Here is a 26105-nt window from a genome sequence, read left to right as displayed (position 1 = left end):
ACGCTATTTCGGTTGACAAGGCCGGGCGGGGGCGGCAAGTGCAATTTTCATACTAGGTGGTACGGTTAGATATGTCCGTGAGTCGCATTGCCCTGGCCGCCCGCACGGGAGGCATGGCTTCTTCCCTTCTGCTATTGGCGGCCTGCGCCGCGGTCCCCGATCTGGGCGCCAAGCCCGAGCTGCGCACCCCTGCGGCCGTCGCGGCGGAGCGCAGCCTGGCTGCCGCGCCGGTGGCATGGCCGGGCGACGGCTGGTGGAGCGCCTATGGCGATCCGCAACTGGATGCGCTGATCGCCGAAGGGTTGCGCGCGTCGCCCGACGTCGCCGCGGCCGGCGCCCGTTTCCGCAAGGCGGCGGGCATGGCGCAACAGGCGGGCGCGGCCTTGCTGCCGTCGGTCGATCTGGAGGCGAGCGGCGCTGCGACCAAGCAAAGCTATAATATGGGTCAGCCCCGGAATTTCGTGCCGAAAGGCTGGCTGGGCACAGGGCGCGTGGCGCTGGACATGGGCTTCGACCTCGACCTGTGGGGCAGGAACAAGGCCGCGCTGGCCGCGGCCACCTCCGAAACCCGGGCGGCGCAGATCGACGCGCAGCAGGCACGGCTCGCGCTGACGACGGCGATCGCCGACGCCTATGCCGATCTGGCGCGGCTGCGTGACGAAGCGGACATTGCGCAGCGCACCCTCGACATCCGGATGGCGAGCCAGAAGCTGGTCGCCGACCGGCGGGACAATGGCCTGGAAACGCGCGGCAGCGTGCGGCAGGCGGACGCGACCGTATCCTCCGCCCGCGCGCAGCTGGCCGCCGCGACCATGGCGATCGAATTGCGGCAGCATCAGATCGCGGCGCTGATCGGCGCAGGACCGGACCGGGGGCTTTCGATTGCCCGGCCGAAGATCGGCGCGCTGGCGCCGCTGGGCCTGCCCGCCGATGTCACCACCAATCTGGTCGCCCGCCGTCCCGACATCGCCGCCGCGCTGGCCCGCACCGAAGCGGCGGCCAAACGGATCAAGGTGGCCCATGCCGATTTCTTTCCCGCGTTGCGGCTGAGCGCGCTGATCGGCGTGCAGTCGCTGGGCTATGACACGGTGTTCAGCGGCACGTCGGCGACCGGTACGCCCAAGCCCTTCATCAACAGCCTGTTCGACAAGGGATCGCTGTTCGGCACGGTCGGTCCGGCGATCAGCCTGCCGATCTTCCATGGCGGGGCCTTGCAGGGCCAGTATCGCGGGGCGCGTGCCACCTATGACGAGGCGGTCGCGTCCTACGACAAGACCGTGCTGGCCGCCTATCAGGAGGTGGCCGACGCCGTCACCACGCGCAAGACGCTGGACCAGCGGCTGGTCGATGCCCGCGCGGCGGTCGCCGCATCGGAGGACGCCTATGGCATCGCCCAGAAACGCTATAAGGGCGGGCTGTCCACCTATCTCGACGTGTTGAATGTCGAGGACCAACTGCTCGGCGCGCGCCAGTCCCTCGCAGGGCTGGAGGCGAGCGCCTTCTCGACCGATATTGCTCTCATCCGTGCGCTGGGCGGCGGCTTCGCCGCCAGCGACTTCCAGTCCAAGGACAAGCCCCATGGCTGACGCCAATCCGCAAACCACAGCGCCCGACAGCGACGATATGCAGCAGGAAGGCCGCCAGTCGGCGCGCAAGACATGGCTGATCCGGCTTGGCCTGGTCGTCATCGTCGGCGGGCTGTTGTGGGGTGTCTGGTATCTGCTGGTCGGCCGCACCCATGTCGCCACCGACAATGCCTATGTGAATGCCGAAATGGCGCAGGTGACGCCGCTGATGTCGGCGCAGGCGACTGAGGTGCTGGTCAGCGACACCCAACAGGTCAAGCGCGGCGATATATTGGTGAAGCTGGATCCGACCGACGCGAAGATCGCGGTGGCGCAGGCCGAAGCCGACCTGGCCGAAGCCAAGCGTCGTTTCCGCCAGACCGCGGCGACCAGCACGTCGCTGGCGGCGCAGGTGGATGCGCGCGGCGCGGATATCGTGCAGGCGCGCGCGCAGATGGCGACCGCCCAGGCCGACTTCGACAAGGCGCGGATCGACCTGCAACGGCGCGAGGCGCTGGTGGGCGATGGCGCGGTGTCGGGCGATGAAGTGACCGGCGCGCGCAAGGCCTATGCCTCCGCGCGGGCGGCGCTGGACCTGGCCCGCGCCGGCGTCCAGACCGCGCAGGCGACCCGCAGCGCGGCCAGCGGGCAACTGGCGGCCAATGATGCGCTGGTGCGCGGATCGACGGTCGATACCGACCCGGCGGTGATGGCGGCGCAGGCCAAGCTCGATTCGGCGAAGCTGAACCTCGACCGCGCGGTCATCCGCGCGCCGATCGACGGCGTCGTCACCAAGCGGCAGGTGCAGGTGGGCCAGCGCGTGGCGCAGGGTAGCCCGATCATGAGCATCGTCCCGCTCGCCCAGGTCTATGTCGACGCCAATTTCAAGGAGCGGCAACTGCGCGGCGTGACCGTCGGCATGCCCGCCAAGGTGACGTCCGACCTCTATGGCAGCGACGTCGTCTATCATGGCAAGGTCGTCGGCTTTTCCGGCGGCACCGGATCGTCCATGTCGCTGATCCCGGCGCAGAATGCGACCGGCAACTGGATCAAGGTGGTGCAGCGCCTGCCGCTGCGGATCGCGCTCGACCCCAAGGAACTGGCCGCGCATCCGCTGCGCGTCGGCCTGTCCATGGATGTCGAGATCGACCTGTCCGACAAGTAGGGCGAGATTGAGGAAGGTTCGGGCGATGAGCAGCGACGACGATATCTTCTCGCGGCTCTCGCCGCGCACCCGGACCCTGGCGGGACTGGTGCTGGCCATGAGCAATTTCATGGTTGTGCTGGACCTGACCATCGCCAATGTCTCGGTGCCGCACATTGCGGGCAATCTTGGCATATCGCCCGACCAGGGGACGTGGATCATCACATCCTATGCGGTGGCGGAGGCCATTTGCGTGCCGCTGACCGGCTGGCTGGCGCAGCGTTTCGGCGTGGTGAAGATGTTCACCTTCGCGATGGTCGGGTTCGGCATCTTCTCGCTGCTGTGCGGCATGTCGATGACCCTGGGCATGATCGTCGCCTGCCGCATCGGCCAGGGCATTTGCGGCGGGCCGATCATGCCGATGTCGCAGACGCTGCTGATGCGCATCTTCCCGCCGGAGGCGCGACCCCGCGCCATGGGCCTGTGGGCGATGACGACGCTGCTCGGCCCGGCGATGGGTCCGATCATCGGCGGTTATATCAGCGACAATTGGAGCTGGCACTGGATCTTCTTCATCAACCTGCCGATCGCGGTGATGTGCGTCTTTGCCGCGCAGGCGCTGCTGCGGCCGGTGGAGACCGACACGGCCAAGGTGCCGATCGACAAGATGGGCCTGTTCCTGCTGGTCTTCTGGATCGGTTGCCTGCAGGTCATGCTGGACATCGGTCGCGATCATGACTGGTTCGCCGATCCGATGATCGTCATCCTGGGCGTGCTGGCGGTGATCGGTTTCTTCGCCTTCATCATCTGGGAACTGACCGAAGAGCATCCGGTCGTCGATCTGCGGGTGTTCCGCCATATCGGCTTCACCTCCGGCGTGTTTTCGCTGGCGCTGTGCTTTGGCGCCTATTTTTCGGGCATCGTCATCATCCCCCAATGGTTGCAGATGACGCAGGGCTATACCGCCACTTGGGCTGGCATCCTGACCGCCTTCACCGCCATGGCGGCGCTGATGACCGCCCCTGTCGCCGCGCGTTTCGTGGGGAAGGTCGATCCGCGGCTGATGATTTCAGGCGCGGTCTTCTGGCTGGGGCTGATGACATTGTGGCGCGCGCACTGGACCAGCGGCATTGATTTCTGGACGATGGCGGCGCCGCAATTCATCCAGGGCTTCGCGATGCCCTTCTTCATGATTCCGCTGACCACGCTGACGCTGGGATCCGTGCTGCCGAGCGAAACGGCGTCGGCGGCGGGTCTCCAGAATTTCGTCCGCACCATGGCGATCGCGATCGCGACCTCGCTGGTGCTGACCGGCTGGAGCGATTCGCAGCGCGTGTCGCGCAACGAGCTGGCAAGCGTATTGCAACCGGCCGATGCGCAGGCGCAGTTGGGCGGCCTTGGCTTTTCCACCGAGCAGATCCGCCAGACCATCTCCAATATCGTGGAGCAGGAGGCGATCGTGACGGCGGTCGACCATATCTTCTTCATCTCAGCGCTGATTCTGTTCGGCGCCGCGATCATCGTCTGGCTCGCGCCGCGCCCGACCGGGCCTGTGGACACCTCCGCCGCCCATTGAGTCTCAGCGCAGCGGCAGGGCGATCCGCCGCGTGATGCCGATCGCGTCGAGGAAGGCGGGGTCGTGGCTGACGACGAGCAGCGCGCCATCATAGGCGGCGAGGCCCTGTTCGATCGCGGCGATCGAATCGAGGTCGAGATGGTTGGTCGGCTCGTCCAGCAGCAGCAGCGGGGGCAACGTCTCTCCGCCCAGTACGCAGGCGAGCGCGGCGCGCAGCCTCTGTCCGCCGCTCAGGCTTTCCACCCGTTGCAGCGCCAGGTCGGCGCGGAAGCGGAAGCGGGCGAGCGCGGCATGGACGGCGTTGCGGGAGGCGCCGGGATGCAGGCGTGCGAAATTGTCGGCAATGCTGGCATCGGCATCGAGCAGGCTGGCGTCCTGATCGAGCAGGGCGTAGTCGGCGGAGCGATGGATGCGGCCCGACAGTGGCGCGAGGTGGCCCGCGATCAGGTGCAGCAGGGTCGATTTGCCGACGCCATTGGGGCCTGTAATGGCGATTCGCTCCGGTCCGGCGATGGTCAGGCTGAGATCGCATAGCGGTGGGTTGACGGGATTATGGCCGGCCGTGACCGCCTCCAGCGTCAGCAGCATACGGCCGGTCGGGACATTGGCGGAAGGCAGGGAGACACGCAGCGGATCGAGTATTTCGATTCGGGCGCGCGCTTCGGTCATCGCCACCTGCGCTTCCGCGCGCTGCTGATCGGCGCGGCGGGCCGCGTCTCCGCTCGATTGTTCGGCCTGCTGCTTGCGCTTGCCCAGCAGGATGCGTGGCATACCGCCCTTCGCCGCCTGCCGCGCGCCCGCGCCGTCGCGGCGCTGCTGACGCTCGGTCGCGAGCTGCGTCCTGCGGGCGAGGTCGGACGCCTGCCGCTGCGCCTGGTCGAGTGCATGATGGGCGGCGGCCAGCTCGATATCCTTGCGCGCGCGCCAGGCCGACCAGTTGCCGCCATGGTGCGTGATGCCGAGGCTGGTCAGTTCGGCGATCGCATCCATCGTCTCCAGCAGCGCGCGGTCGTGGCTGACGACGATCGCTCCGCCGCGCCAGCGGCCGAGCAGAGTGATGAGCGCGTCGCGACCGTCGGCGTCGAGATGGTTGGTCGGCTCGTCCAGAATGAGCCAGTCGGGCCGGGCGAAAAGAGCGGCGGCGAGCGCGGCGCGGGTGTGCTGGCCACCGGACAGGTGCGCCAGTGATGTGGCGGGATCGGCCTCAAGCCCCACCTCCGCCAGGGCGTCGGCAAGGCGGCCCGGCAGGGTCCAGTCGCACTGGTCGAGGTCGTCCATCGTCGCCGCGCCCGCGTCCGCCCGATCGAGCAGCGCCAGGGATGCGCTGACGCCAAACAGATCGGCGATGGTCCGGCCGGGGTCGGCGTCGCGCGCCTGGCGCAGGGTCGCGACAGCGCCGGTGACGCTGATCTGCCCCGTCGCAGGAGTCCGATCGCCTGCGATGAGTGCGAGCAACGTCGATTTGCCGACGCCGTTGCGGCCGATCAGGCCGATGCGTTCGGGGATGAAGCGGAAGTCCAGGCCGGAAAGGACGGGCGTTCCGTCAGGCGTGGACCAGCAGAGATTCGAAAGAGTGATGGCAGGCATGAACGGCTTTCCTGAAGGCAGAGCGGGTGGGCTGTGCGGTCAGGGCGATGTTCATGGCGGCGGTCCTCGTCGGTGAGGCGATCATGGCGGAAAGTCGCAAGCTTTTCGCGCATCGCAGATGTGAAGCTCGACCCTTAGCAGCAAATGTCCTTGCCGGACAGGGGGTGGAACAGGCTTAGACGCTGGTCAGCGCGGACCGCCGTCGCGGGAGAGGTTCGCCAGATCCTCCGGCCGGTTGACGTTCGGGAGGACGAGGCCGGGCATCGCCACAATGCGCGCGCCGATGCGGGCGAGCCAGCCGTGGATGGAGCGGTTGTTATCCGCCGCCAGATGGACGTCGAGTTGCGGCGACAGCGTCGCAGGCCACCAGCCGAGCAGCTGCTGTCCTTTCAGGATGGCGGCGCCCTCGCCGATCAGGGCGGCGGGCAGGGCGGCGGGGTAGAAGGGCATGTCGCAGCCGGTGGTCAGCACCCCGGCGAAGCCATGGTCCAGCGCGTGATGGAGCGCCGCGTTCAATCCGCCGAGCGGCCCCATGTCGGGCGCGGGGCGATCCGGCAGGCCACCTTCCCGGCCGCAAATGACGACCGTCGCGACATGGGGGGCAAGGCCGGCCATCGCATGATCGATCAGGGTGCGGCCGTCGGCCATGCGGGCCAGCGCCTTGTCGCTGCCGAAGCGGCTGGAGCGGCCGCCGGCCAATATGGCGCCCAAAATCCGTCCTTCGTGCATCGCTTGATAGCTCCCCTCTATAAAGCCTATAGCAGAATCAATGCAGACCCGCCTTGTCGAATATTTTCTGGCGCTGGAGCGCGAAGGCCATTTTGCCCGCGCCGCGGCGCATTGCAATGTGTCCCAGCCGACCCTGTCGGCGGGGATCGCCACGCTGGAGGCGCAACTGGGCAAGCGGCTGATCCGGCGCGACCGCAAATATGGCGGGCTGACGGCGGAGGGGGATGCGATCTTGCCCTGGGCGCGACAACTGGTCGCGGCGGCCGAAGCGCTGGGGCAGGCGGCGGAGACGGCGCGCGGGCCGCTGAAAGGGGAACTCAGGCTGGGCGCGATACCCGCGGCGATGCCCGCCATCGGCTGCCTGGTCGCGGCGATGCAGGCGCGGCATCCCGGCCTCAACGTGTCGATCCGGGCGTTGACGTCGCGCCAGATCGAGCGGGAACTGGCGGCGTTCGAGCTGGATGCGGGGCTGACCTATCTGGATTTCGAGCCGCCCGCCCATACGCTGTCGGTGCCGCTCTATGTCGAGCGGACGATGCTGGTGAGCGCGGTGGGCGGCGTGGCGGTGCCCGATCCGCTCGACTGGGCGACGCTGGCGGGCCTGCCGCTCTGCCTGCTGCATCAGGGGATGCAGAACCGGCGGATTCTCGACGCGCGGCTGGCCGAGCGGGGGCTGGCGCTGCGGCCGCTGGTGACGGCGGACAGCTATGTCGCGCTGCTGGGGCTGGTGCAGCAGGGGCGGCTCTGTTCGATCATTCCCGACAGCCATGCGGCCTTGCTCGACGGGCTGAACTGGGCGCGGACCCATGCCATGCCGGAAACGGACGAGGGCAGCCGGGTCGGCGTGATCGTATCCGACAGCGCACCGATGGGGCCGCTGGCGCAGGCGGTGCTGGGGGTCGCGCGCGACCTGCGCCTGCCATCGGGCTTCCGGATTTCCTGATAGGGTTTTTCTATCAAAGATGGACGACTTCGATTTGACCCGCTGACGGCCGGGGCGCAGGATCGCACCCAAAATCGGGCCAGAAGGCAGGGTAGAAATGGAAGAATTTATCGGCGCATGGACTGCGCGCCATGGCGCGACGCGCGACCGGCTATTGCCGCTGCTGCACGCGATGCAGGAAGAGGCCGGCCATATCGACGACGCGTGGGTGCCGGCGATCGCCAAGGCGCTGAACCTCAGCCGCGCGGATGTGCATGGGGTCGTCACCTTCTACCATGATTTTCGGCGGGTCGCGCCGGGGCGGCACGTGGTGAAGCTGTGCCGGGCGGAAAGCTGCCAGGCGCGCGGCGGTGCGGCGATCGAGGCGGCGGCGGCGCGACGGCTGGGCGTGGCGATGGGCCAGACGCGGGGCGACGGGCAGGTGGCGCTGGAGCCGGTCTATTGCCTGGGTCTGTGCGCGATCGGCCCCAATGCGCTGGTCGACGGGCGGCCGGTGGCGCGGATCGATGCGGCCGCGCTGGAGCGGATCGCGCTGGAGGTGGCGGCATGATGCGCGTGTTTATCAGCCGCGACATGGCGTCGGTGGCGCTGGGCGCGGACGATGTGGCGCGCGCCTTTGCGCAGGCCGGGTGCGAGGTGGTGCGGACCGGGTCGCGCGGGCTGTTCAGCATCGAGCCACTGGTCGAGGTGGACACGGACGCGGGACGGATCGGTTTTGGGCCGGTCGGGCCGGATGATGTGGCGGCGGTGCTGGAGGGCAGCCATGCTTCGCGGCTGGGGCCAGTGGCGGAACTGCCCTTCTTCGCCGGGCAGCAGCGTTTCACCTTTGCGCGGTGCGGTGTGATCGATCCGCTGAGCCTGACCGACTATGCCGCGCAGGACGGCTGGGTTGGGTTGGAGAAGGCGCGGGCGCAGGCACCACAGGCCGTGGTGGATACGGTCAAAGGGTCGGGCCTGCGCGGGCGCGGCGGGGCGGGTTTCCCGACCGGGATCAAGTGGCAGACGGTGCTGGACGCGCCTGCTGACGAGAAGTTTATCGTCAGCAACGCCGACGAGGGCGACAGCGGCACCTTCGCCGACCGGATGCTGATGGAGGGCGATCCCTTCTGCCTGATCGAGGGGATGGCGATTGCCGCTCACGCGGTCGGCGCGCGGCATGGCTATATCTATATCCGCTCCGAATATCCCTTTTGCATCGCGACGATGCGCGCGGCGATCGAGGCGTCGGCGCACATCGTCGCGCCCTTCACGCTGGAGGTGCGCGAGGGGGCGGGCGCCTATGTCTGCGGCGAGGAAACGGCGCTGCTCGATTCGATCGAGGGCAAGCGCGGGCAGGTGCGCGCCAAGCCGCCTTTGCCGGCGCTCCAGGGGCTGTTCGGCCAGCCGACCGTCATCAACAATGTGCTGTCGCTGGCGGCCGTGCCGTTCATCCTGAGCGAAGGTGCGGAGGCCTATGCGGCGGTCGGGTTCGGGCGGTCGCGGGGCACGATGCCGGTGCAACTGGCGGGCAATGTCAAGCATGGCGGGCTGTATGAGATCGGCTTCGGGATCACGCTGGGCGAACTGGTGAACGAGATTGGTGGCGGCACGGCGAGCGGGCGACCGGTGCGGGCGGTGCAGGTGGGCGGACCTTTGGGCGCCTATTTCCCGCCCGGCATGTTCCATCTGCCGTTCGATTATGAAGCCTTTGCGCAGGCTGGCGGGCTGATCGGCCATGCCGGGATCACGGTTTTCGACGATAGCGTGGACATGGCGCATATGGCGCGCTTCGCGATGGAATTCTGTGCGGCGGAGAGTTGCGGCAAATGCACGCCCTGCCGGATCGGATCGACGCGCGGGGTGGAGATTATGGATCGGATCATTGCGCAACGGCCGGGGGGTGAAGAGAAGAAAGATCCCGGCCTTCGCTGGGATGACGGGGGGTTGGGGAAGGCGCTATATTCTCGCTCTCCATCCCGGATCGATGTGTCGATCGAGGGGCAGACGGCTTTGCTGCGCGATCTGGCCGATACGATGAAATATGGGTCGCTATGTGCGTTGGGGGGCTTCACCCCCTATCCGGTGCTGAGCGCGCTCGACTATTTCCCCGAGGATTTCGGTGCGCCTGCACCCATCAAGGAGGCAGCGGAATGAGCTTCAATCGCGAAACCGATCATGGCACGCCGCCGGCGCTCGCCACGGGCAAGTCCGTCACCCTGACCATCGACGGGCAGAGCGTGACCCTGCCCGAAGGCACCAGCATCATGCGCGCGGCGTCGCTGACGGGCGGGTCGATCCCCAAGCTGTGCGCGACCGACAGTGTCGAGAGTTTCGGGTCGTGTCGCCTCTGCCTGGTCGAAGTCGAAGGCCGCAACGGCTATCCCGCGTCCTGCACCACGCCGGTCGCCGACGGCATGGTGGTGCGGACGCAGACCGACCGGCTGAAGCAATTGCGGCGTGGGGTGATGGAACTGTATATCTCCGACCATCCGCTCGATTGCCTGACCTGCGGTGCGAACGGGGACTGCGAATTGCAGGATCAGGCGGGCGCGGTGGGCCTGCGCGACGTGCGCTATGGCTATGACGGCGCGACCAATATGGGGCAGGTAAAGGACCAGTCGAACCCTTATTTCGACTTCGATCCCAGCAAATGCATCGTCTGTTCGCGTTGCGTGCGCGCCTGCGAGGAAGTGCAGGGCACGTTCGCGTTGACGATCGAGAATAAGGGTTTCGAGTCCAAAGTGTCGCCGTCGCAGGGCGAGGATTTCCTCGGCTCCGAATGCGTGTCCTGCGGCGCGTGCGTGCAGGCCTGCCCGACCGCGAGCCTGATCGAAAAGGCGGTGGTGGAGATCGGCACGCCCGACCGCGCCGTCGTCACCACCTGCGCCTATTGCGGCGTCGGCTGCACCTTCCGCGCGGAAATGCGGGGCGAGGAACTGGTGCGCATGGTGCCGTGGAAGGACGGCAAGGCCAATCGCGGCCATAGCTGCGTCAAGGGCCGCTTCGCCTGGGGCTATGCGCAGCATCAGGACCGGATATTGAACCCGATGATCCGCGGGTCGGTCAGCGAGCCGTGGAGCGAAGTGTCCTGGGACGAGGCGATCGCCTATACCGCGTCCGAGTTTCGCCGGATTCAGGCGAAATATGGGACGCGCAGCATCGGCGGCATCACGTCGAGCCGCTGCACCAATGAGGAGACGTTCCTCGTCCAGAAGCTGATCCGGCAGGGGTTCGGCAATAATAATGTCGATACCTGCGCGCGCGTCTGCCATTCGCCGACCGGCTATGGTTTGAGCCAGACTTTCGGCACGTCGGCGGGGACGCAGGATTTCGACAGCGTCATGGCCGCGGACGTGATCCTCGTCATCGGCGCCAATCCGACCGATGGGCATCCGGTCTTCGCCAGTCGCATGAAGAAGCGTTTGCGGCAGGGCGCGAAGCTGATCGTCATCGATCCGCGCCGCACCGATCTGGTGCAATCTCCCCATGTCGCGGCGGAACATCATCTGCCCTTACGACCCGGCACCAATGTCGCGATGCTGACCGCGATCGCCTATGTGGTCGTGACCGAGAAGCTCTATGACGAGGCTTTCATTCGGGCGCGGTGCGACTGGGACGAGTTTGCCGACTGGGCGGATTTCGTGTCGGAGGCGGCGCGCTCGCCCGAGGCGATCGAGCCGCTGACCGGCGTGAAGGCGCAGGACGTGCGCGCCGCGGCGCGGCTCTATGCCACCGGCGGCAATGGCGCCATCTATTATGGGTTGGGCGTCACCGAACATTCGCAGGGCAGTTCGACCGTGATGGCGATCGCCAACCTGGCCATGGCGACCGGCAATGTCGGGCGCGAGGGCGTGGGCGTGAACCCGCTGCGGGGGCAGAATAATGTGCAGGGGGCCTGCGACATGGGCAGCTTCCCGCATGAATTTTCGGGCTATCGCCATGTGTCCGACACCGCGACGCGCAGCCTGTTCGAGCGGGCATGGGGCGTGGCGCTGGACGCCGAGCCGGGATTGCGCATCCCCAACATGCTGGACGCCGCGACCGACGGGACGTTCAAGGGGCTGTTCGTGCAGGGCGAGGATATCCTCCAGTCCGATCCCAATACCCATCATGTCGCGGCGGGGCTGGCGGCGATGGAGTGCGTGGTGGTGCAGGATCTGTTCCTCAACGAAACCGCCAATTACGCCCATATCTTCCTGCCCGGATCGACCTTCCTGGAAAAGGACGGCACGTTCACCAATGCCGAGCGGCGCATCCAGCGGGTGCGCAAGGTGATGGCGCCGCTCAATGGATATGCGGATTGGGAGATCGTGCAGTTGGTGGCCAACGCCATGGACTTGGGCTGGACCTATGGCCACCCGTCCGAAATCATGGATGAGATCGCCGCGCTCACGCCCACCTTCGCCGGCGTGCATTATGACCGGCTGGAGGCGGAAGGATCGCTGCAATGGCCGGCCAACGACGCCGCGCCCGACGGCACGCCAACCATGCATATCGACGGCTTCGTGCGTGGCAAGGGCAAGTTCGTCGTGACCGACTATGTGCCGACCGACGAGAAGACCGGGCCGCGCTTCCCGTTGCTGCTGACGACCGGGCGCATTTTGAGCCACTATAATGTCGGCGCGCAGACGCGGCGGACCGCCAATACGGCGTGGCATCCGGAAGATCGGCTGGAAATGCATCCGAGCGATGCGGACAATCGCGGCCTGAAGGATGGCGACTGGGTGACGCTGCGCAGCCGGGCGGGGGAGACGACCCTGCGCGCGCTGATTACCGAGCGGGTTGCGCCGGGCGTGGTCTATACGACCTTCCACCATCCCGAGACGCAGGCGAACGTCATCACCACCGACTATTCGGACTGGGCCACCAATTGCCCGGAATATAAGGTGACGGCGGTGCAAGTGATGGCGTCGAACGGGCCGAGCGACTGGCAGCAGGATTATGCGCAGCAGGCCCGGACCAGCCGCCGCATCGCGCCGCTGGAAGCGGCCGAATAGGATGACGGACATGAGCGACGACACCCATGTCATGTCCACCACGGACCGGCTGGTCTATATGGCGCACCAGATCGCCCGCAACATGGCGATGATGGGCGAGGCGAAGGCGGTAGCGGCGCTGGCCGAGCATCTGACCCGCTTCTGGGATCCGCGGATGAAGGCGCAGATCATCGCCATCGCGCAGGACCAGCCCGAGCGCCTGTCGCCCATGGTCGCAGCCGCCGTGGCGCGGATGGCGCAGGGCAGGCCGGCGCCCGCCGTCGATGCGGCGCAGTTCAACGCGGTGGACGAGGCCGGGCATTGCGACGCCGGTTGAGCGGCACGCCGTCCATCGCTACGCCGTGACGATGGATGATGCCGCCGCCCGCCCGCTGACTTTCGATCGCCTGACCCCGGACGGCGGGACGCAGGCGATCGACCGCGCGCTGGCCGACGAAGTGCCGGTCGCGATCGAATTTAACGGCATCGGCTATGCGGTGCTGATGGCGACGCCCACCGACATTGGCGATCTGGTGTTGGGCTTTGCGTTGGGCGAGCGGCTGATCGGGCCGGGCGACGCGGCGTTCGACGTCGATACCCATCGGACTGAACAGGGCATCGTGGCCCGCGCGACCTTGCCGCAGGACCGCACCGATGCGCTGCTGGAGCGGGTGCGGCATCGTGCGTCCGAATCCTCCTGCGGCATATGCGGGATCGAGAATCTGGAGCAGGCGATCCGGCCGCTGCCGCGGGTGATGACGACGTCGCGGGCGGACCGCGCCGCCATCTTTCGCGCGCTGGCGGCGCTGCACGATCACCAGCCGTTGAACGCGGCGACTGGCGCGGCCCATGCCGCGGCCTGGGTCGGGGCGGACGGGGCCGTCCGGCTGGTGCGCGAGGATGTCGGGCGGCACAATGCGTTCGACAAGCTGATCGGGGCGATGGCGCGGGCTGGCGCGGACTGGGACGGCGGTTTTGCGCTGCTGTCGTCGCGCTGTTCCTATGAACTGGTGGAAAAGGCGGTGCTGAGCCAATGCCCGTTGCTCGTCACCATTTCCGCGCCGACCCGGCTGGCGGCGGCCCGCGCGGAAGAGGCCGGCTTGCCGCTGGTCGTGTTGGCGCGGCGGGACGCCATGTTGCTGCGGAGCAACAGGCCTTTGGCTTAAACCCGGTGCCGCTTGGCATCGCATCCGCTTTCCCTTAGAGCGCGCGGCGTGGGGGCGGCTTTGCTTCCCCTGCGAGATGATCGCGCCGGTGCCCGGCAACGGGCTTAATCGGGAATGCGGTGCGGGCGTGCGAGCGCCCAATTCCGTGGCTGTCCCTGCAACTGTAAGCGGATAGTGCGATGCATATGGTCGAAAGACCGGCCACTGGACCCATGTCCGGGAAGGCTATGCATCCGTGCTGCGACCCGCGAGCCAGGAGACCTGCCGGCGCTTGGTCGCTCTTGCTTTGGTCCAGGGGATGGCCGGGGCACGGTGGTTTTTCCGTCGAGCGACGCCATGCGGCCGGGGCCGCATCGGGTTGTGGACGGGATATGGCGCCATCCCGTGCTTCCGCCCGACCGCATTGCGGACGCCCCAGCCCAAGTCGCACCGGCGCCGGGGGGTATATATGTTGAAAACAGGCATTTCTCTGGTGGCGCTGATCGTGGCGACGCCGGTATGGGCGCAGGATGACGAGATCGTCGTCACCGCCACGGGCATTGCGCAGTCGCGCGACGAGGTCGGCCAGGCGATTACCGTGATCGACGCGGAGACGATCAAGACGCGCCAGGCGATCGATGTGGTCGATTTGCTGGCGACGACGCCGGGCGTGCGCTTCAACCGCAACGGATCGACCGGCGGCGTGACCGGCGTGTCGCTGCGCGGCGCGGAGACGACGCAGACTTTGGTGCTGATCGACGGGGTGAAGGTCAACGATCCCAGCGGCATTGGCGACGGCTATGATTTCGGGCCGCTGCTGACCGGCAATATCCAGCGGATCGAAATATTGCGCGGTTCCAACTCGGTGGTGCATGGCAGCCAGGCGATCGGCGGCGTGGTCAACCTGATGACCGGCGTGCCGGCCGAGGGCTTCGGCGCGAACGCATCGGTGGATTATGGCTATAGCGACACGCTGAGCGCCAAGGCGGACGTGTCGGGCACCAGCGGCATCGCCGCGGGCGGCCTAGGCGCAGCCTATTTCCGCACCGACGGCATTTCGTCGGCCGCAGGCGGGACGGAGCGCGACGGGACCGAGAATATCGCGACCAACGCGAGGTTGAAGCTCAGCTTCACCGATATGCTGAGCCTGGACCTGCGCGGCTATTATATCCATGCCGACCTCGACTATGACAGCTTCTTCGGCGCACCCGCCGACAGCAGCGACGTCAGCAAGCTCGACCAATATGTCGGCTATGCGGGCCTCAACCTGGCGCTGCTGGATGGCAAGCTGACCAACCGCGCCGCCGTCACCTGGATGCGCAACGATCGCGACTATTATTTCGTGCGCGGCACCGACCCCGACTATGGCTATTCGGGCACCAACCTGCGCTTCGAATATGAAGGCGTCTACGCGCCGGTCGACCAGGCCAAGCTGCTGTTCGGCTATGAGCATGAGCGGCCGGATTATGATTTCTTCGGCTTCGGTTCGACCGCCAGCGCGAAGATCAACATCGACAGCGTCTATGCGCTGGCGATCGTCAAGCCTTTCGCTGGTTTGGCCGTGACCGGTGGCGTGCGCCATGACGACCATAGCCAGTTTGGCGGCGCGACGACCTTCGGCGCGAACGCCAATTATTCGCCCAATGGCGGCGCGACCAATGTGCGGCTGAGCTATGGCGAAGGGTTCAAGGCGCCGTCGCTCTATCAACTGTACGACAGCTTTAGCGGCAATGCGGCGCTGCGCCCTGAACGGTCCAAAAGCTATGATGTCGGGTTCGACCAGAGCCTGGACGGTGGTCGGGCGATGTTGTCGGTCACCGCTTTCCGCCGCGATACGCGCAACCAGATCAATTATGATAACGCCACCTTCACCTATGGCAATCTGGACCGCACCCGCGCCAAGGGCGTGGAAGCGTCGATCGCGCTGAAGCCGGTCGATGCGCTGACCGTCACCGGCAGCTACAGCTATGTCGATGCGCGCGACCGGTCGGCAGGGTCGGCCGATTTCGGCAATCGCCTGGCCCGCCGCGCCGCCAATGCGGTGAGCGTGTCGGCCGACTATGTCTGGTCGTTCGGCCTGTCGACCGGCGCGACGGTCACGATGGTGGGCGACAGCTTCGACAATGCGGCGAATACGCGGCGGCTGGACGGCTATGCGCTGGCCGGGGTGCGGGCCTCGATGCCGCTGGGCGCGCATCTGGAAGTCTATGGTCGCATCGACAATCTGTTCGATGAGACGTACCAGACGGCCTATGGCTATGGCTCCTATGGCCGCGCTGCCTATGGCGGCGTGCGTGTCCGCTTCTGATCGACAGGCAAGGGGGCGGGCGTGATGCCTGCCCCTTCAGCGCGGCGCGTTCAGTCGCGCCATGATGGTGCGGGCCGCCTGCACATAGGCGGGGCCGCCGCACACGGTCCAGCTTTGCGGCAGGCTGATGCGCGGAACGGCGGCGAGCGCGGGATGGTGCAGCATTTCGGTGCCCTGATCGACCACGCGGTCGGTGGCGCTTTCCACGATCAGCCAGTCGGGCCGTGCCGCCACCATTTCTTCCAGCGGCACTTGCGCCAGCGGCGGTTTGCCGAGTTTGGCGGCGAGATTGGTGAGGCCGACGCGGCGCATAAGATCATCGATCAGCGTGCCGGTGCCGGTCATATAGCCGCGCCGCTGATAATAGGCCGCGACGCCGCCACGCCTGGGACGGGGCAGGGCGGCGAGATCGCGGTTCATGGCCGCGATCAGCGCCTCGCCGCGATCGACATGGCCGGTCGCGCGCGCCACCTGCCTGATCTGGTCGAGGATCGCGCCATAGCTGTCGGCGCTGGCGAGGCCGAGCGTGCGCCACTGGCCCGGCGGCGCGCCCGCCACCGCATTCGGGCCGATCGGGAAACCCAGGATCAGGTCGGGGCGGATCGCCAGCACTTCCTCCGCGGGACGGCGCAGCGTGCGAAAACCGCGCGCCCTGCTCGCCGTAGCGGACAGTTCGGGATCGCGCGCATTGCTGCTGAGCGCGGCAATCTGAGCGGGATCGGCGAGGGCGAGCAGATATTGGTCGGCGCAGACGTTGAGCGAGACGATGCGGCGCGGCGCCGTGGGGGCGGCAGCGCCGGTCAGTGCGATCAGCGCGGTCGCCGCCAGAAATATCCTGCTGGTCATGCCCATCGCCTTATCAAGCATGGGCAAGGAGGCAAGCCATGACCGTGCGCCGTCATCATCCGTTGCTGATCCCCGGCCTGCTGCTGCTGGTCGTGGCGGCGGCGTTCGGATCGGTCCTGCTGGGCGCGGTGGCGATCAGCCCGGGGCGGATCGGCGCGGTGCTGACCGGCGGGGGAGACGATGTCGCCCGCACCATCGTGCTGGATCTGCGTCTGCCGCGGATGCTGCTGGGCCTGATCGTCGGCGCGATGCTGGGCGTGGCCGGCGCCGCGTTGCAAGGCTATCTGCGTAATCCGCTGGCCGAACCGTCGGTGCTGGGCGCGTCCAATGCGGCGGCGCTGGGGGCGGTCTGCGCGCTCTATTTCGGGCTGGCGCAGCTGCATCCGATGGTGCTGCCGCTGCTGGCCATATTGACCGGACTGGTCGCCATCCTGACCCTGTTCGCGCTGTCGGGCACGGTGGAAAGCCCGCTGACGCTGATCCTGGCCGGCATCGCCGTGGCGACGCTGGCGGGGGCGGGGATCAGCCTGGCGCTCAACCTGTCGCCCAATCCCTTCGCTGCGATGGAAATCATGAGCTGGCTGATGGGGAGTCTGGAAAATCGCAGCTACGCCCATGTCTGGATCGCGCTGCCCTGCGTCGTCTTGGGCGCGGCGCTGCTGATCGCGGACGGGCGGACGCTGGACGCGCTGACCTTGGGCGAGGATGGCGCGCAGGCGCTGGGCGTCAATCTGTCGGCTGCGCGGCTGCGCATGATGCTGGGCGTGGCGATCGGCGTAGGCGGCGCGGTCGCGGTGTCGGGATCGATCGGCTTCGTCGGGTTGATCGTGCCGCATCTGGTCCGGCCGCTGACCGACCGGTCGCCCTCGGCGGTGCTGCTGCCTTCGCTGCTGGGCGGCGCGGCGCTGCTGACGCTGGCGGATATCGGGGTCAGGCTGATCCCGACGAACAACGAATTGAAACTGGGGGTAGTGACGGCGCTGCTGGGCGTGCCGGTCTTCCTGGTCCATCTGATACGGGAGCGGCGGCTATGGTGACGATATCGGCGCAGGGGCTGACGGTGCGGCTGGGTCGCCACGCGGCGGTGCGCGATGTGGACGTGACGCTGGAACCGGGCGCGCTGGTCGGCGTGGTCGGTCCCAATGGCGCGGGCAAATCGACGTTGATCCGTGCGTTGCTGGGACTGGTGTCGCCGCAGGCGGGGCGAGTGCTGATCGATGGGCAGGACGGGAAGCGGCTCGACCGGCAGACGATCGCGCGTGCCGTCGCCTATCTGCCGCAGGGCCAGACGCTGCACTGGCCGCTCAGCGTCGAGCGGCTGGTGGCGCTGGGGCGGCTGCCGCATCTGGGGCCGCTGTCACGCCTGTCGGAAGAGGACGAAGCGGCGATCGAGGCGGCGATGGCGCGGGCCGACGTGCTGCACCTGAAAGGCCGGGTCGCGACCGAATTGTCGGGCGGCGAGCGGGCGCGGGTGCTGCTGGCGCGGGCGCTGGCGGTGGGCGCGCGCGGGCTGATCGCGGACGAGCCGCTGGCGGCGCTCGATCCTGGACATCAGATCGACGTCATGGACCTGCTGCGCGGCGAGGCGCGCGGCGGGGCGCTGGTGGTGACGGTGCTGCACGACCTCGGCATGGCGGCGCGCTATTGCGACCGGCTGCTGCTGATGGACGGCGGGGCGCTGGTGGCCGATGGCGCGCCGATGGACGTGCTGACGGCGGATGCGCTGGCGCGGGTCTATGGCGTGACGGCGCGGATCGAGCGGGACGGCGACGCGCCGCTGATCCTGCCGGTGGGGCGGGTGTCCTGATCCACCCCGCCGGCAGGGGCGGAATTACTCGCCGAAGCCGCGTGGGGCCGGATCGGCCACGGTGATGGCGCCGGCGCCGACTTCGCTGACTTCCAGCGCGCGTTCGGCGACGCCGGCGCGGTTGAAGCGGAAGGCGCCGTCGATGCCGGAAAAGCCGCCTGCGTCGCGCAGCCGCGCGGCGGGGAAGGGCGATCCGGGCTTCCAGTCCTGCGCGATCCGCACCGTCAGCAGCACCGAATCATAGCCGAGCGAGGACAGGCGGAAGGGGGATGCGCCGTAGCGGGCGCGATATTTGGTCGCGAGCTGGCGGTAGAGCGTGTCGGAGACACTGGCGAACCAGGCGCCACGCAGCACGGGGCTGGCGGCCAGCGTGCCTTCCGTATTCCATAATTCGGTGCCGAGCAGCCGCGCGGTGACGCCGCCATTCTTCCGCACGATCGGCGCGACCTGGAGTGCGACGCGGCCGCTGTCGGCGATCAGCAGCGCATCATAGCTGGAGGAGGCCTGCAATTTCCTGACCGCAGCGGTGATGGAGGCAGGAGTCCGGTCGAACGTCTGCATGGAGACGACGGTGCCGCCGGCCTGCTCGACCGCGCGCAGCAATGCATTGCCCGCCCGTTCGCCATAGGTGCCGCGCGGCACCAGCGCGCCGAAGCGCGACAGGCCCTTGCCCTTGGCGAAGTCGACGACGCGGTCGATCGACTGGGCGGTGTTGTAGCCCAGCACATAGACGCCGCTGCCCGCGATGCTGGCGTCGTTGGAGAAGCTGATGACCGGCACATTGGCGCGCGCGGCGATCGGTCCGATCACGCGGGCGTCCTCCGCCAGCAACGGCCCCAGGATCAGGCGGTTGCCATCGGCCAACGCCCTGTTCACCGCCGCCGCCGCGCCGAGCGCGGTGTCATAGGTGGTGATCCGGACCTTGTCGGTCCGGGTGTCCATCAGCGCCAGCGTGGTGGCGTTGGCGATCGATTGGCCGACGCCCGCATTGGGGCCGCTCATCGGCACGAGCAGCGCGACGCGATGGCGGGTGGCGTCGGTCGGCAGGCCCTGCACGACCTCCGGCCCGGTCGGCTGGGTCGGGCGGGTGGGGGTGGTGGGCGCCGGCCCCTTCGGCACGATCGATTGACAGGCGGCGAGGAACAGGGCCGCCCCCATGAAGGCGCAACGCGCGCCGCGCTTCACGGCAGCGAACACATTTGCTTGCCGGGGGGCATCCGTCTCTGTCATCTGGCGTCCTTATGGAAACTCAACATTCTGGGCTAGAGCCTGGGCTTTATATCGTTGCGGGGCCGATCGGCAACCTTGGTGACCTTACGCCGCGTGGGGCGGAAGTCCTGCGACTGGCCGATGTGGTCGCCGTGGAAGATACACGGGTGAGCGCACGCTTGCTGCGCCATGCCGGATCGGACCGGCCCATGGTCCCCTATCACGACCATAGCGCCGAAAATGTCCGCCAGCGGCTGGTCGAACGGATGGCGGGCGAATCGGTGGCCTTGCTGTCGGACGCGGGGACGCCGCTGATTTCTGATCCGGGCTACAAGCTGGTGCGCGACGCGCGGGCGGCGAGGCGGCGGATCACGACCCTGCCGGGGCCGAGCGCAGCGATCGCGGCGCTGACCCTGTCGGGGCTGCCGACCGACCGTTTCCTGTTCATGGGCTTTTTACCGAGCAAGGCGAAGGCACGGGGCGATACGCTGGACGAGGTGGCGGCCGTGCGCGCGACGTTGGTCTTCTACGAAAGCGGGCCGCGCCTGTCGGAAAGCCTGTCGGCCATGGCCGCGCATCTGGGCGATCGCGAGGCGGCGGTGAGTCGCGAGATCAGCAAGACGTTCGAGGAAACCGCCTGCGGTACGCTGTCCGAACTGTCCGCCCGCTATGCCGATGCGCCGCCCAAGGGCGAGATCGTCGTCACCGTCGGCCCGCCGGGCGAAGCGCCGCCCGCCAGCGCGGAGGACGCCGACGCGGCGTTGCGGGAGGCGCTGACCCGGCTGTCGGTGTCCAAGGCGGCGGGCGAGGTCGCGAAGAAATTGGGGCTGGACCGGCGGACGCTCTATGACCGGGCGACGGAATTGAAGGGGTGACGAGAGCGGCGGCGGAGAAGCGCGGGCGGCAGGCCGAACGCATCGCCGCCTGGTGGCTGCGGCTGAAGGGCTGGCAGATCGTGGGTCGCCGGATGCGCACGGCGGCGGGCGAGGTCGATCTGGTCGCGCGGCGGGGCGCGATGCTGGCCTTCGTCGAGGTGAAGGCGCGGGGCAGCGCGGCGGAACTGGACCTGGCGATCGACGAGCGGCGGCTGGCGCGAGTGGCGAAGGCGGCGGAAATATTGTGGCACGAACTGGCGAAACCGGGGGACGACATGCGAATCGACGTCATCCTCCTTGCGCCGGGGCGTGCGCCGCGCCATCTGGCCAATGTCTGGCATGGGGGGTGAAGGCCCGCCCCATCCATCAATCCCGTTCGTGTCGAGCGGAGGTTCGAGCGAAGCTGAGAACCGCAGTCGAGAAAGGGTTCTCGACGGGCGCTTCTCGACAAGCTCGAAGCTGCTCGAACCGAACGGTTTAAGGGAATGACGCGCATGACCGAACTCAACCCCCTGACCGTCGCCGTGCAGATGGACCCGATGGAGGGCATCAAGATCGGGGGGATTCGACCTTCCACATCATGCTGGCGGCGCAGGCGCGGGGGCATCGGCTCTATCATTATCTGGCGCCGGACCTGACCTTCCGCGATGGCCGGGTGCTGGCCAAGGCGCGCCCGGTCAAGGTGCAGAAGGTGCAGGGCGATCATTTCGCCTTCGGAGAACCGGAGTTGCTGGACCTGGGCCGCGACGTCGATGTCGTGTGGATGCGGCAGGATCCGCCCTTTGACCTCAGCTACATCACGGCCACCCATTTGCTGGAGCGGGTGCAGGCGGAAACGCTGGTGGTGAACGACCCGGCCAGCGTCCGCAATGCACCCGAAAAGCTGTTCGTGCTCGATTATGCGCGCTTCATGCCGCCCACGATGATCACCCGCGATCTGGCGCAGGTGAAGAGCTTCCTGGCGGAGCATGGCGAGATCGTGGTCAAGCCGCTGTACGGCAATGGCGGCGTGGCCGTGTTCCACGTCGGCAGCAACGGCGCGAACCTGTCGTCACTGGTGGAATTGTTCAACGCGTCCTGGGTCGAGCCGTTCATGGTGCAAGCCTTCATTCCCGGCGTCGCGCAGGGCGACAAGCGCATCGTGCTGATCGACGGCGAGGTCGCGGGTGCGGTCAACCGTATTCCGGGTGCGGGCGAGATTCGCTCGAACCTGGCCGTGGGCGGATCGGCGGCGAAGACGGAGCTGACCGACAGGGAGCGCGAAATCTGCGCGGCCATGGGGCCGGAACTCAAGGCCCGCGGGCTGCTGTTCGTGGGCATCGACGTGATCGGTGGCGAGTGGCTGACCGAGATCAACGTCACCTCGCCGACCGGCATCGTGTCGATCGACGCGTTCGACGGCACCGACACCGGCGGCCTGATCTGGGACGCGATAGACGCCCGGCTGGCGGCGCGGGCGGCGGCTTGATGGGATGCCTTATTTTCGTCCTGCTGGCGCAGGCTGGCATCTCTCTTCTTCCTGGAGCGTTGATCAGAAAAGTGAGATCCCAGCCGGCGCTGGGATGACGGCGTGGATATATCGAGGATGACCGACTGGGTTCTCCGCCTGATCGATGCGGGCGGCTATTGGGGCATCTTCTTCCTGATGATCCTGGAAAATGTCTTTCCGCCGATCCCGTCCGAACTCATCATGGGGATTGGCGGCATCCGCGTCGGGCAGGGGCGGATGGACATGGGCTGGCTGCTGCTGGCCGGCACGATCGGCACCACGATCGGCAATTATTTCTGGTATCTGGTCGGCCATGTGCTGGGCTTCGAGCGTCTGAAACCCTTGGTCGATCGCTTCGGCCGCTGGGCGACGCTGGAGTGGCGCGATGTCGAGGCGCTCGACCGACTGTTCGGCAAATATGGCCAGATCGTCGTCTTCGTCTTTCGTTTCATGCCCGCCTTCCGCACGATGATATCGCTGCCCGCGGGGCTGTTCCGCATGGGGCATGTCCGCTTCCTGTTGTGGACGATGGGCGGGGCGCTGATCTGGAATGTCATCCTGGCTTATGCCGGCTATGTGCTGGGGCAGAATTTCCGGGACATCGACCATTATATCGGCCCGGTGGCGACCGCCTGCGTGGTGGGCGCGGTGATCCTCTATCTCTGGCGGCTCGCGACCTGGCGGCCCAAGGGCTGAGGTTCAGAACGGAATCTTCACCCCCACCATCACCCGCTGGGAGGTGGTGCCGTTGCCGAAGCCCTGGCTTTCGACATGGAGGTTCGCCTTCACGTCGCCGAACAGGCCGATCTCCGCCCGACCGAGCGGCGGCTCGATGCTCAGCGGTTCGCGATCGACCCGCTGGCTCGGCTTGCGGGCGGTGACGATGATGGCATTGGTGTTGGGCGAAGGCTTGACCCGCTTCAGGTCGAAGTCGGGCGGAATGTCGGTGGCGCCGACGCTCTGCAATGCCAGGACCAGACGCAGCATCATCGCATTTTCCCTCGCCATGGAGAAGCGATGCAGGCTGGTCGGGAAATGCGGCGCTATCGTGGCCCTTTCACGCCCTGGGATGGGCGTTGCGATAGATGTCGAGCAGGTGCGCGGCATCGACCTGGGTGTAGACCTGCGTCGAGGACAGGCTGGCATGGCCCAATAGCTCCTGCAAGGAGCGCAGGTCCGCGCCGCGGCCCAGCAGGTGGGTGGCGAAACTGTGGCGCAGCGCGTGGGGCGTCGTCCGGTCCGACAGGCCCAGCCGCCCTCGCGCGCCCTGCACCGCGCGGCGGATGAGCGCGGGGGAAAGCGGCCCGCCGCGCGCGCCGCGGAACAGCGGCTGGTCGCGGGCGGGCGGATAGGGGCAGGCGTCGACATAGGCGTCGATCGCGGCGCGCACCTGCGGCAGCAGGGGCACGATGCGGGTCTTGCCCCGCTTGCCGGTGACGCGCAGCGTGTCGCCCAGCGGCAATATGTCGCCATGCAGGCCCATCGCCTCGCCGATGCGCAGGCCTGCGCCATAGAGCAGCAGCAGCACCGCCCAGTCGCGCGCGCCGATCCAGCCTTCGCGGGCCGTCTCGGCGATGTCCTGCGCCAGCGCGACGGCTTCGTCGGGAGAGATGGGGCGGGGGAGGCCGCGCTTGACCCTCGGCCCCTTGAGCAGCGGCACGCGGGCGTCGTCGCCACCGACGAACCTGAGGAAGCCGCGCACGGCGGAGAGTTCGCGGGCGGCGGAGAGATTGCCGATGCCGTCCGTCCGCCGGCTGGCGAGGAAGGCGCGCAGTTCGGCCTGATCGATGTGCGCGAGCGTGGCGGGGCTGACGCCTTCGCCGCGATGCTGTTCGAGGAAGGCGATCAGCCGCTCGGCGGTGGCGACATAGGCGCGGACGGTGTGGACGGAGCGCCGACGGTCGAGCGCGAGATGCTGGCGCCAGCGTTCGGAAAGGGCGGGGGTCATTTCGGAGACGCCGCACTTAACTTCGCACATTTCCCGCCGGTTTCGACATTTTGGAACAGGCGTTGGACATATTGTTGCGAGGTGAGCTGGAAAGCAGAGATGCGCGTGATGGACATGCGTCGTGTTTACCAGAGCAGGGATCGGTAGGACAGATTAATGGGTGGGTTGCGGTCATTCGTCATTTCGTCATCCCGGCCTTGAGCCGGGATCCCGCTATTCTTCAAGCTACTGAGTAAGCGAAGGAAATGAAGAAGCGGGATCCCGGGTCAAGCCCGGGATGACGGTGTAATCCATTCCAATGTCTGGTGGCTTTCAGACCAAGCGCCTGTCTCACCTGCTGCCTAGCAGTCGCCCTTGAAATCCGCGCATAAATGGGCACATGGGATGCATGGCAACACCTTTCGATCCGGCCGACCTGCCGACCGGCGTCCTGATGTCGCTGTCTCCGCTGGTGGCGCGGTTGCTGGCGCCCAATCCGTCGCCCTTCACCTATACCGGCACGCAGACCTATGTCGTGGGCATGGATGCGGTGGCGGTGATCGATCCCGGCCCGGCGGACCCCGATCATCTCGCCGCGCTGACCGCGGCCATTGCCGGACGCCCGGTGGTGGCGATATTATGCACCCATACCCATCGCGACCATAGCCCGGCCGCGCGGCCGCTCAGCGCGATGACCGGCGCGCCGGTGATCGGCTGCGCGCCGCTGACGCTGGACGATGACGGGCCGCGGGCGGACGCCGCCTTCGACGCGGATTATCGGCCCGATCGCGTGCTGGCCGATGGCGAGCAGGTCAGCGGGCCGGGCTGGACGCTGGAGGCGGTGGCGACGCCGGGGCATACGTCCAACCATCTCTGCTTCGCCTTGCTGGAGGAGAATGTGCTCTTCACCGGCGACCATGTGATGGGCTGGTCGACCAGCGTGATCTCGCCGCCCGATGGCGACATGAGCGCCTATATGCGATCGATGCAGCGGCTGCTGGAACGGGACGACCGTATCTATTATCCCGCCCATGGCGAGCCGATCGAAAACCCGCAGCGGCTGGTGCGCGGCATGATGGGCCATCGCAAGCAGCGCGAGGGGCAGATTTTGCGCTTTCTGGCGCGCAACGGCGACAGTGCGATCCCTGATATGGTGGCTGAAATGTACAAGGGCGTCGATCCGCGCCTCTATGGCGCGGCGGGGCGATCGGTGCTGGCGCATCTGATCGATCTGGACGGCCGGGGGCTGGCCGCACCGCTGGAGGATGGGCGATGGCAGATGCGCTGAGGCGCCCATGGCAACGCTATGCCGGGCCGATCCTTGGCGCGCTGCTGATCCTGTTCGTGGGGGCGGCGATGCTGGTCGGGTGGCAGCGCTATGATCGCGACTATGTGGTCGCGGTCGAGGATGACGGGTCGGCGGTGACGAAGATCATCGCGGAGAAGATCGCGGGCGCCAGCGATTTGCGCGTGTCGCGGCTGAACGGCACGGTCCAGAGCACGGCGCAGGATGTGCGCGGCTTTGGCTGGCTGAAATCCGATCAGCTGGTGAAGATGCCCTATTCGGTCGATTATTTCGTCGACCTTTCGGGGCTTAGTGCGCGCGACCTGGAGTGGAACGAGAAGAGCCGCACGCTGATCGTCAATGCGCCCGATGTGACGCCGGACAAGCCCAATGTCGACGAGGCGCGCCGGACGCTGGTGCGCACCAGCGGCCTGTTCGTGACGCGGGCGGCGGGCGAGGCCCTCAGCCGGAAAGTGTCCGTCCATGCGCAGGCGCGGGCGGAGGCGTCGGCGCGCTCGCCCGAACGCATGGCGCAGGCGCGTGAATATGGGCGCGGCGCGGTGAGCAAGATCATGAGTGCGCCGCTGGCCGCGATGGGCTTTGGCGATGCGCGGGTGATCGTCACCTTTCCGGCCGAGCGGCGCAGCGAGGACCAGTGGGACGTCACCACACCGATCAACGAGGTACTGGCCAACAGGCGGTAGCAGCGCTAGGG

23 protein-coding genes, 1 pseudogene and 1 riboswitch are annotated in these 26105 nt (G+C 67.4%); of the genes and pseudogenes, 18 read left to right on the top strand and 6 right to left on the bottom strand.

The window, feature by feature from the left end; translation table 11 throughout:
- Positions 1-71 precede the first annotated feature (71 nt).
- From SBA_RS00120 to SBA_RS00110, 3 genes are read left to right on the top strand one after another with little or no spacing between them, the layout of a single operon-like run.
- On the top strand, positions 72-1586 hold the full coding sequence (locus tag SBA_RS00120) for an efflux transporter outer membrane subunit (RefSeq protein WP_261935474.1): 1515 nt from the start codon (positions 72-74) through the stop codon (positions 1584-1586).
- Positions 1579-2730: an EmrA/EmrK family multidrug efflux transporter periplasmic adaptor subunit gene (locus SBA_RS00115; RefSeq protein WP_261935473.1), complete on the top strand. Its 1152-nt coding sequence runs from the start codon at positions 1579-1581 to the stop codon at positions 2728-2730. Before SBA_RS00120 ends, SBA_RS00115 begins: the two co-directional genes overlap by 8 nt.
- Before the next feature lie 25 nt (positions 2731-2755).
- Positions 2756-4285: a DHA2 family efflux MFS transporter permease subunit gene (locus tag SBA_RS00110; RefSeq protein WP_224549646.1), complete on the top strand. Its 1530-nt coding sequence runs from the start codon at positions 2756-2758 to the stop codon at positions 4283-4285.
- Between the two features lie 3 nt (positions 4286-4288).
- On the opposite strand, the gene SBA_RS00105 is transcribed toward SBA_RS00110, so the two are convergent.
- Entirely contained in the window at positions 4289-5872 is a 1584-nt protein-coding gene (locus SBA_RS00105; RefSeq protein ID WP_261935472.1) for an ABC-F family ATP-binding cassette domain-containing protein, read from the bottom strand.
- Between the two features lie 186 nt (positions 5873-6058).
- Complete coding sequence (gene mobA, locus SBA_RS00100; protein WP_261935471.1) at positions 6059-6601, bottom strand: molybdenum cofactor guanylyltransferase; 543 nt, start codon at positions 6599-6601, stop codon at positions 6059-6061.
- A 40-nt stretch (positions 6602-6641) separates the two neighbouring features.
- On the opposite strand from mobA, the gene SBA_RS00095 reads away from it, so the two are divergent.
- From SBA_RS00095 to SBA_RS00065, 7 genes are all read left to right on the top strand, one after another.
- Positions 6642-7544: a LysR family transcriptional regulator gene (locus SBA_RS00095; protein WP_261935470.1), complete on the top strand. Its 903-nt coding sequence runs from the start codon at positions 6642-6644 to the stop codon at positions 7542-7544.
- A gap of 97 nt (positions 7545-7641) precedes the next feature.
- Entirely contained in the window at positions 7642-8094 is a 453-nt protein-coding gene (locus SBA_RS00090) for an NAD(P)H-dependent oxidoreductase subunit E (RefSeq protein WP_261935469.1), read from the top strand.
- Complete coding sequence (locus tag SBA_RS00085; RefSeq protein ID WP_261935468.1) at positions 8091-9677, top strand: formate dehydrogenase beta subunit; 1587 nt, start codon at positions 8091-8093, stop codon at positions 9675-9677. The genes SBA_RS00090 and SBA_RS00085 overlap by 4 nt, the downstream gene beginning before the upstream one ends.
- A complete protein-coding gene (fdhF, locus tag SBA_RS00080; RefSeq protein WP_261935467.1) occupies positions 9674-12520 on the top strand; it encodes a formate dehydrogenase subunit alpha in 2847 nt (948 codons plus the stop codon). The genes SBA_RS00085 and fdhF overlap by 4 nt, the downstream gene beginning before the upstream one ends.
- Before the next feature lie 10 nt (positions 12521-12530).
- Entirely contained in the window at positions 12531-12836 is a 306-nt protein-coding gene (locus tag SBA_RS00075) for a formate dehydrogenase subunit delta (RefSeq protein ID WP_261935466.1), read from the top strand.
- A 31-nt stretch (positions 12837-12867) separates the two neighbouring features.
- Positions 12868-13665: a formate dehydrogenase accessory sulfurtransferase FdhD gene (fdhD, locus tag SBA_RS00070; RefSeq protein WP_261936645.1), complete on the top strand. Its 798-nt coding sequence runs from the start codon at positions 12868-12870 to the stop codon at positions 13663-13665.
- Positions 13666-13734: 69 nt separating this feature from the next.
- A riboswitch (cobalamin riboswitch) is annotated at positions 13735-13948 on the top strand.
- A gap of 165 nt (positions 13949-14113) precedes the next feature.
- Complete coding sequence (locus tag SBA_RS00065) at positions 14114-15952, top strand: TonB-dependent receptor plug domain-containing protein (protein ID WP_261935465.1); 1839 nt, start codon at positions 14114-14116, stop codon at positions 15950-15952.
- A gap of 36 nt (positions 15953-15988) precedes the next feature.
- Here SBA_RS00065 and SBA_RS00060 read toward each other — a convergent pair whose 3' ends face one another.
- On the bottom strand, positions 15989-16798 hold the full coding sequence (locus SBA_RS00060; protein WP_261935464.1) for an ABC transporter substrate-binding protein: 810 nt from the start codon (positions 16796-16798) through the stop codon (positions 15989-15991).
- A gap of 38 nt (positions 16799-16836) precedes the next feature.
- Here SBA_RS00060 and SBA_RS00055 point away from each other — a divergent pair, with 38 nt between their 5' ends.
- Positions 16837-17835: a FecCD family ABC transporter permease gene (locus tag SBA_RS00055; RefSeq protein ID WP_261935463.1), complete on the top strand. Its 999-nt coding sequence runs from the start codon at positions 16837-16839 to the stop codon at positions 17833-17835.
- Positions 17829-18605 (top strand): ABC transporter ATP-binding protein, encoded by a 777-nt coding sequence (locus SBA_RS00050; RefSeq protein WP_261935462.1) that lies wholly within the window; start codon positions 17829-17831, stop codon positions 18603-18605. Before SBA_RS00055 ends, SBA_RS00050 begins: the two co-directional genes overlap by 7 nt.
- 24 nt (positions 18606-18629) lie before the next feature.
- On the opposite strand, the gene SBA_RS00045 is transcribed toward SBA_RS00050, so the two are convergent.
- Entirely contained in the window at positions 18630-19835 is a 1206-nt protein-coding gene (locus SBA_RS00045; RefSeq protein WP_390902356.1) for a penicillin-binding protein activator, read from the bottom strand.
- Positions 19836-19846: 11 nt separating this feature from the next.
- Here SBA_RS00045 and rsmI point away from each other — a divergent pair, with 11 nt between their 5' ends.
- From rsmI to SBA_RS00025, 4 genes and pseudogenes are all read left to right on the top strand, one after another.
- The gene (gene rsmI / locus SBA_RS00040) at positions 19847-20689 is read left to right on the top strand and encodes a 16S rRNA (cytidine(1402)-2'-O)-methyltransferase (RefSeq protein ID WP_261935461.1); all 843 of its coding nucleotides are present in this window, start codon (positions 19847-19849) and stop codon (positions 20687-20689) included.
- The gene (locus SBA_RS00035; RefSeq protein WP_261935460.1) at positions 20686-21039 is read left to right on the top strand and encodes a YraN family protein; all 354 of its coding nucleotides are present in this window, start codon (positions 20686-20688) and stop codon (positions 21037-21039) included. Before rsmI ends, SBA_RS00035 begins: the two co-directional genes overlap by 4 nt.
- A gap of 144 nt (positions 21040-21183) precedes the next feature.
- Positions 21184-22157, top strand: a pseudogene (gshB, locus tag SBA_RS00030) (glutathione synthase).
- A 117-nt stretch (positions 22158-22274) separates the two neighbouring features.
- Positions 22275-22874: a DedA family protein gene (locus tag SBA_RS00025; protein ID WP_224549671.1), complete on the top strand. Its 600-nt coding sequence runs from the start codon at positions 22275-22277 to the stop codon at positions 22872-22874.
- A 3-nt stretch (positions 22875-22877) separates the two neighbouring features.
- Here the strand turns inward: SBA_RS00025 and SBA_RS00020 are convergent, their stop codons facing one another.
- Both SBA_RS00020 and SBA_RS00015 read right to left on the bottom strand, forming a co-directional pair.
- A complete protein-coding gene (locus tag SBA_RS00020; protein WP_261935459.1) occupies positions 22878-23168 on the bottom strand; it encodes a hypothetical protein in 291 nt (96 codons plus the stop codon).
- 67 nt (positions 23169-23235) lie between these two features.
- Entirely contained in the window at positions 23236-24126 is an 891-nt protein-coding gene (locus tag SBA_RS00015; protein WP_066605681.1) for a tyrosine recombinase XerC, read from the bottom strand.
- 388 nt (positions 24127-24514) lie between these two features.
- On the opposite strand from SBA_RS00015, the gene SBA_RS00010 reads away from it, so the two are divergent.
- Together SBA_RS00010 and SBA_RS00005 are read left to right on the top strand one after the other, a co-directional pair.
- The gene (locus tag SBA_RS00010; RefSeq protein ID WP_261935458.1) at positions 24515-25393 is read left to right on the top strand and encodes an MBL fold metallo-hydrolase; all 879 of its coding nucleotides are present in this window, start codon (positions 24515-24517) and stop codon (positions 25391-25393) included.
- Entirely contained in the window at positions 25378-26094 is a 717-nt protein-coding gene (locus tag SBA_RS00005; protein ID WP_261935457.1) for a DUF4230 domain-containing protein, read from the top strand. Before SBA_RS00010 ends, SBA_RS00005 begins: the two co-directional genes overlap by 16 nt.
- Positions 26095-26105: the final 11 nt, after the last annotated feature.

Source organism: Sphingomonas bisphenolicum, assembly GCF_024349785.1.
Lineage (GTDB): Bacteria > Pseudomonadota > Alphaproteobacteria > Sphingomonadales > Sphingomonadaceae > Sphingobium > Sphingobium bisphenolicum.
This window is presented reverse-complemented; position numbering and strand designations above follow the sequence as displayed.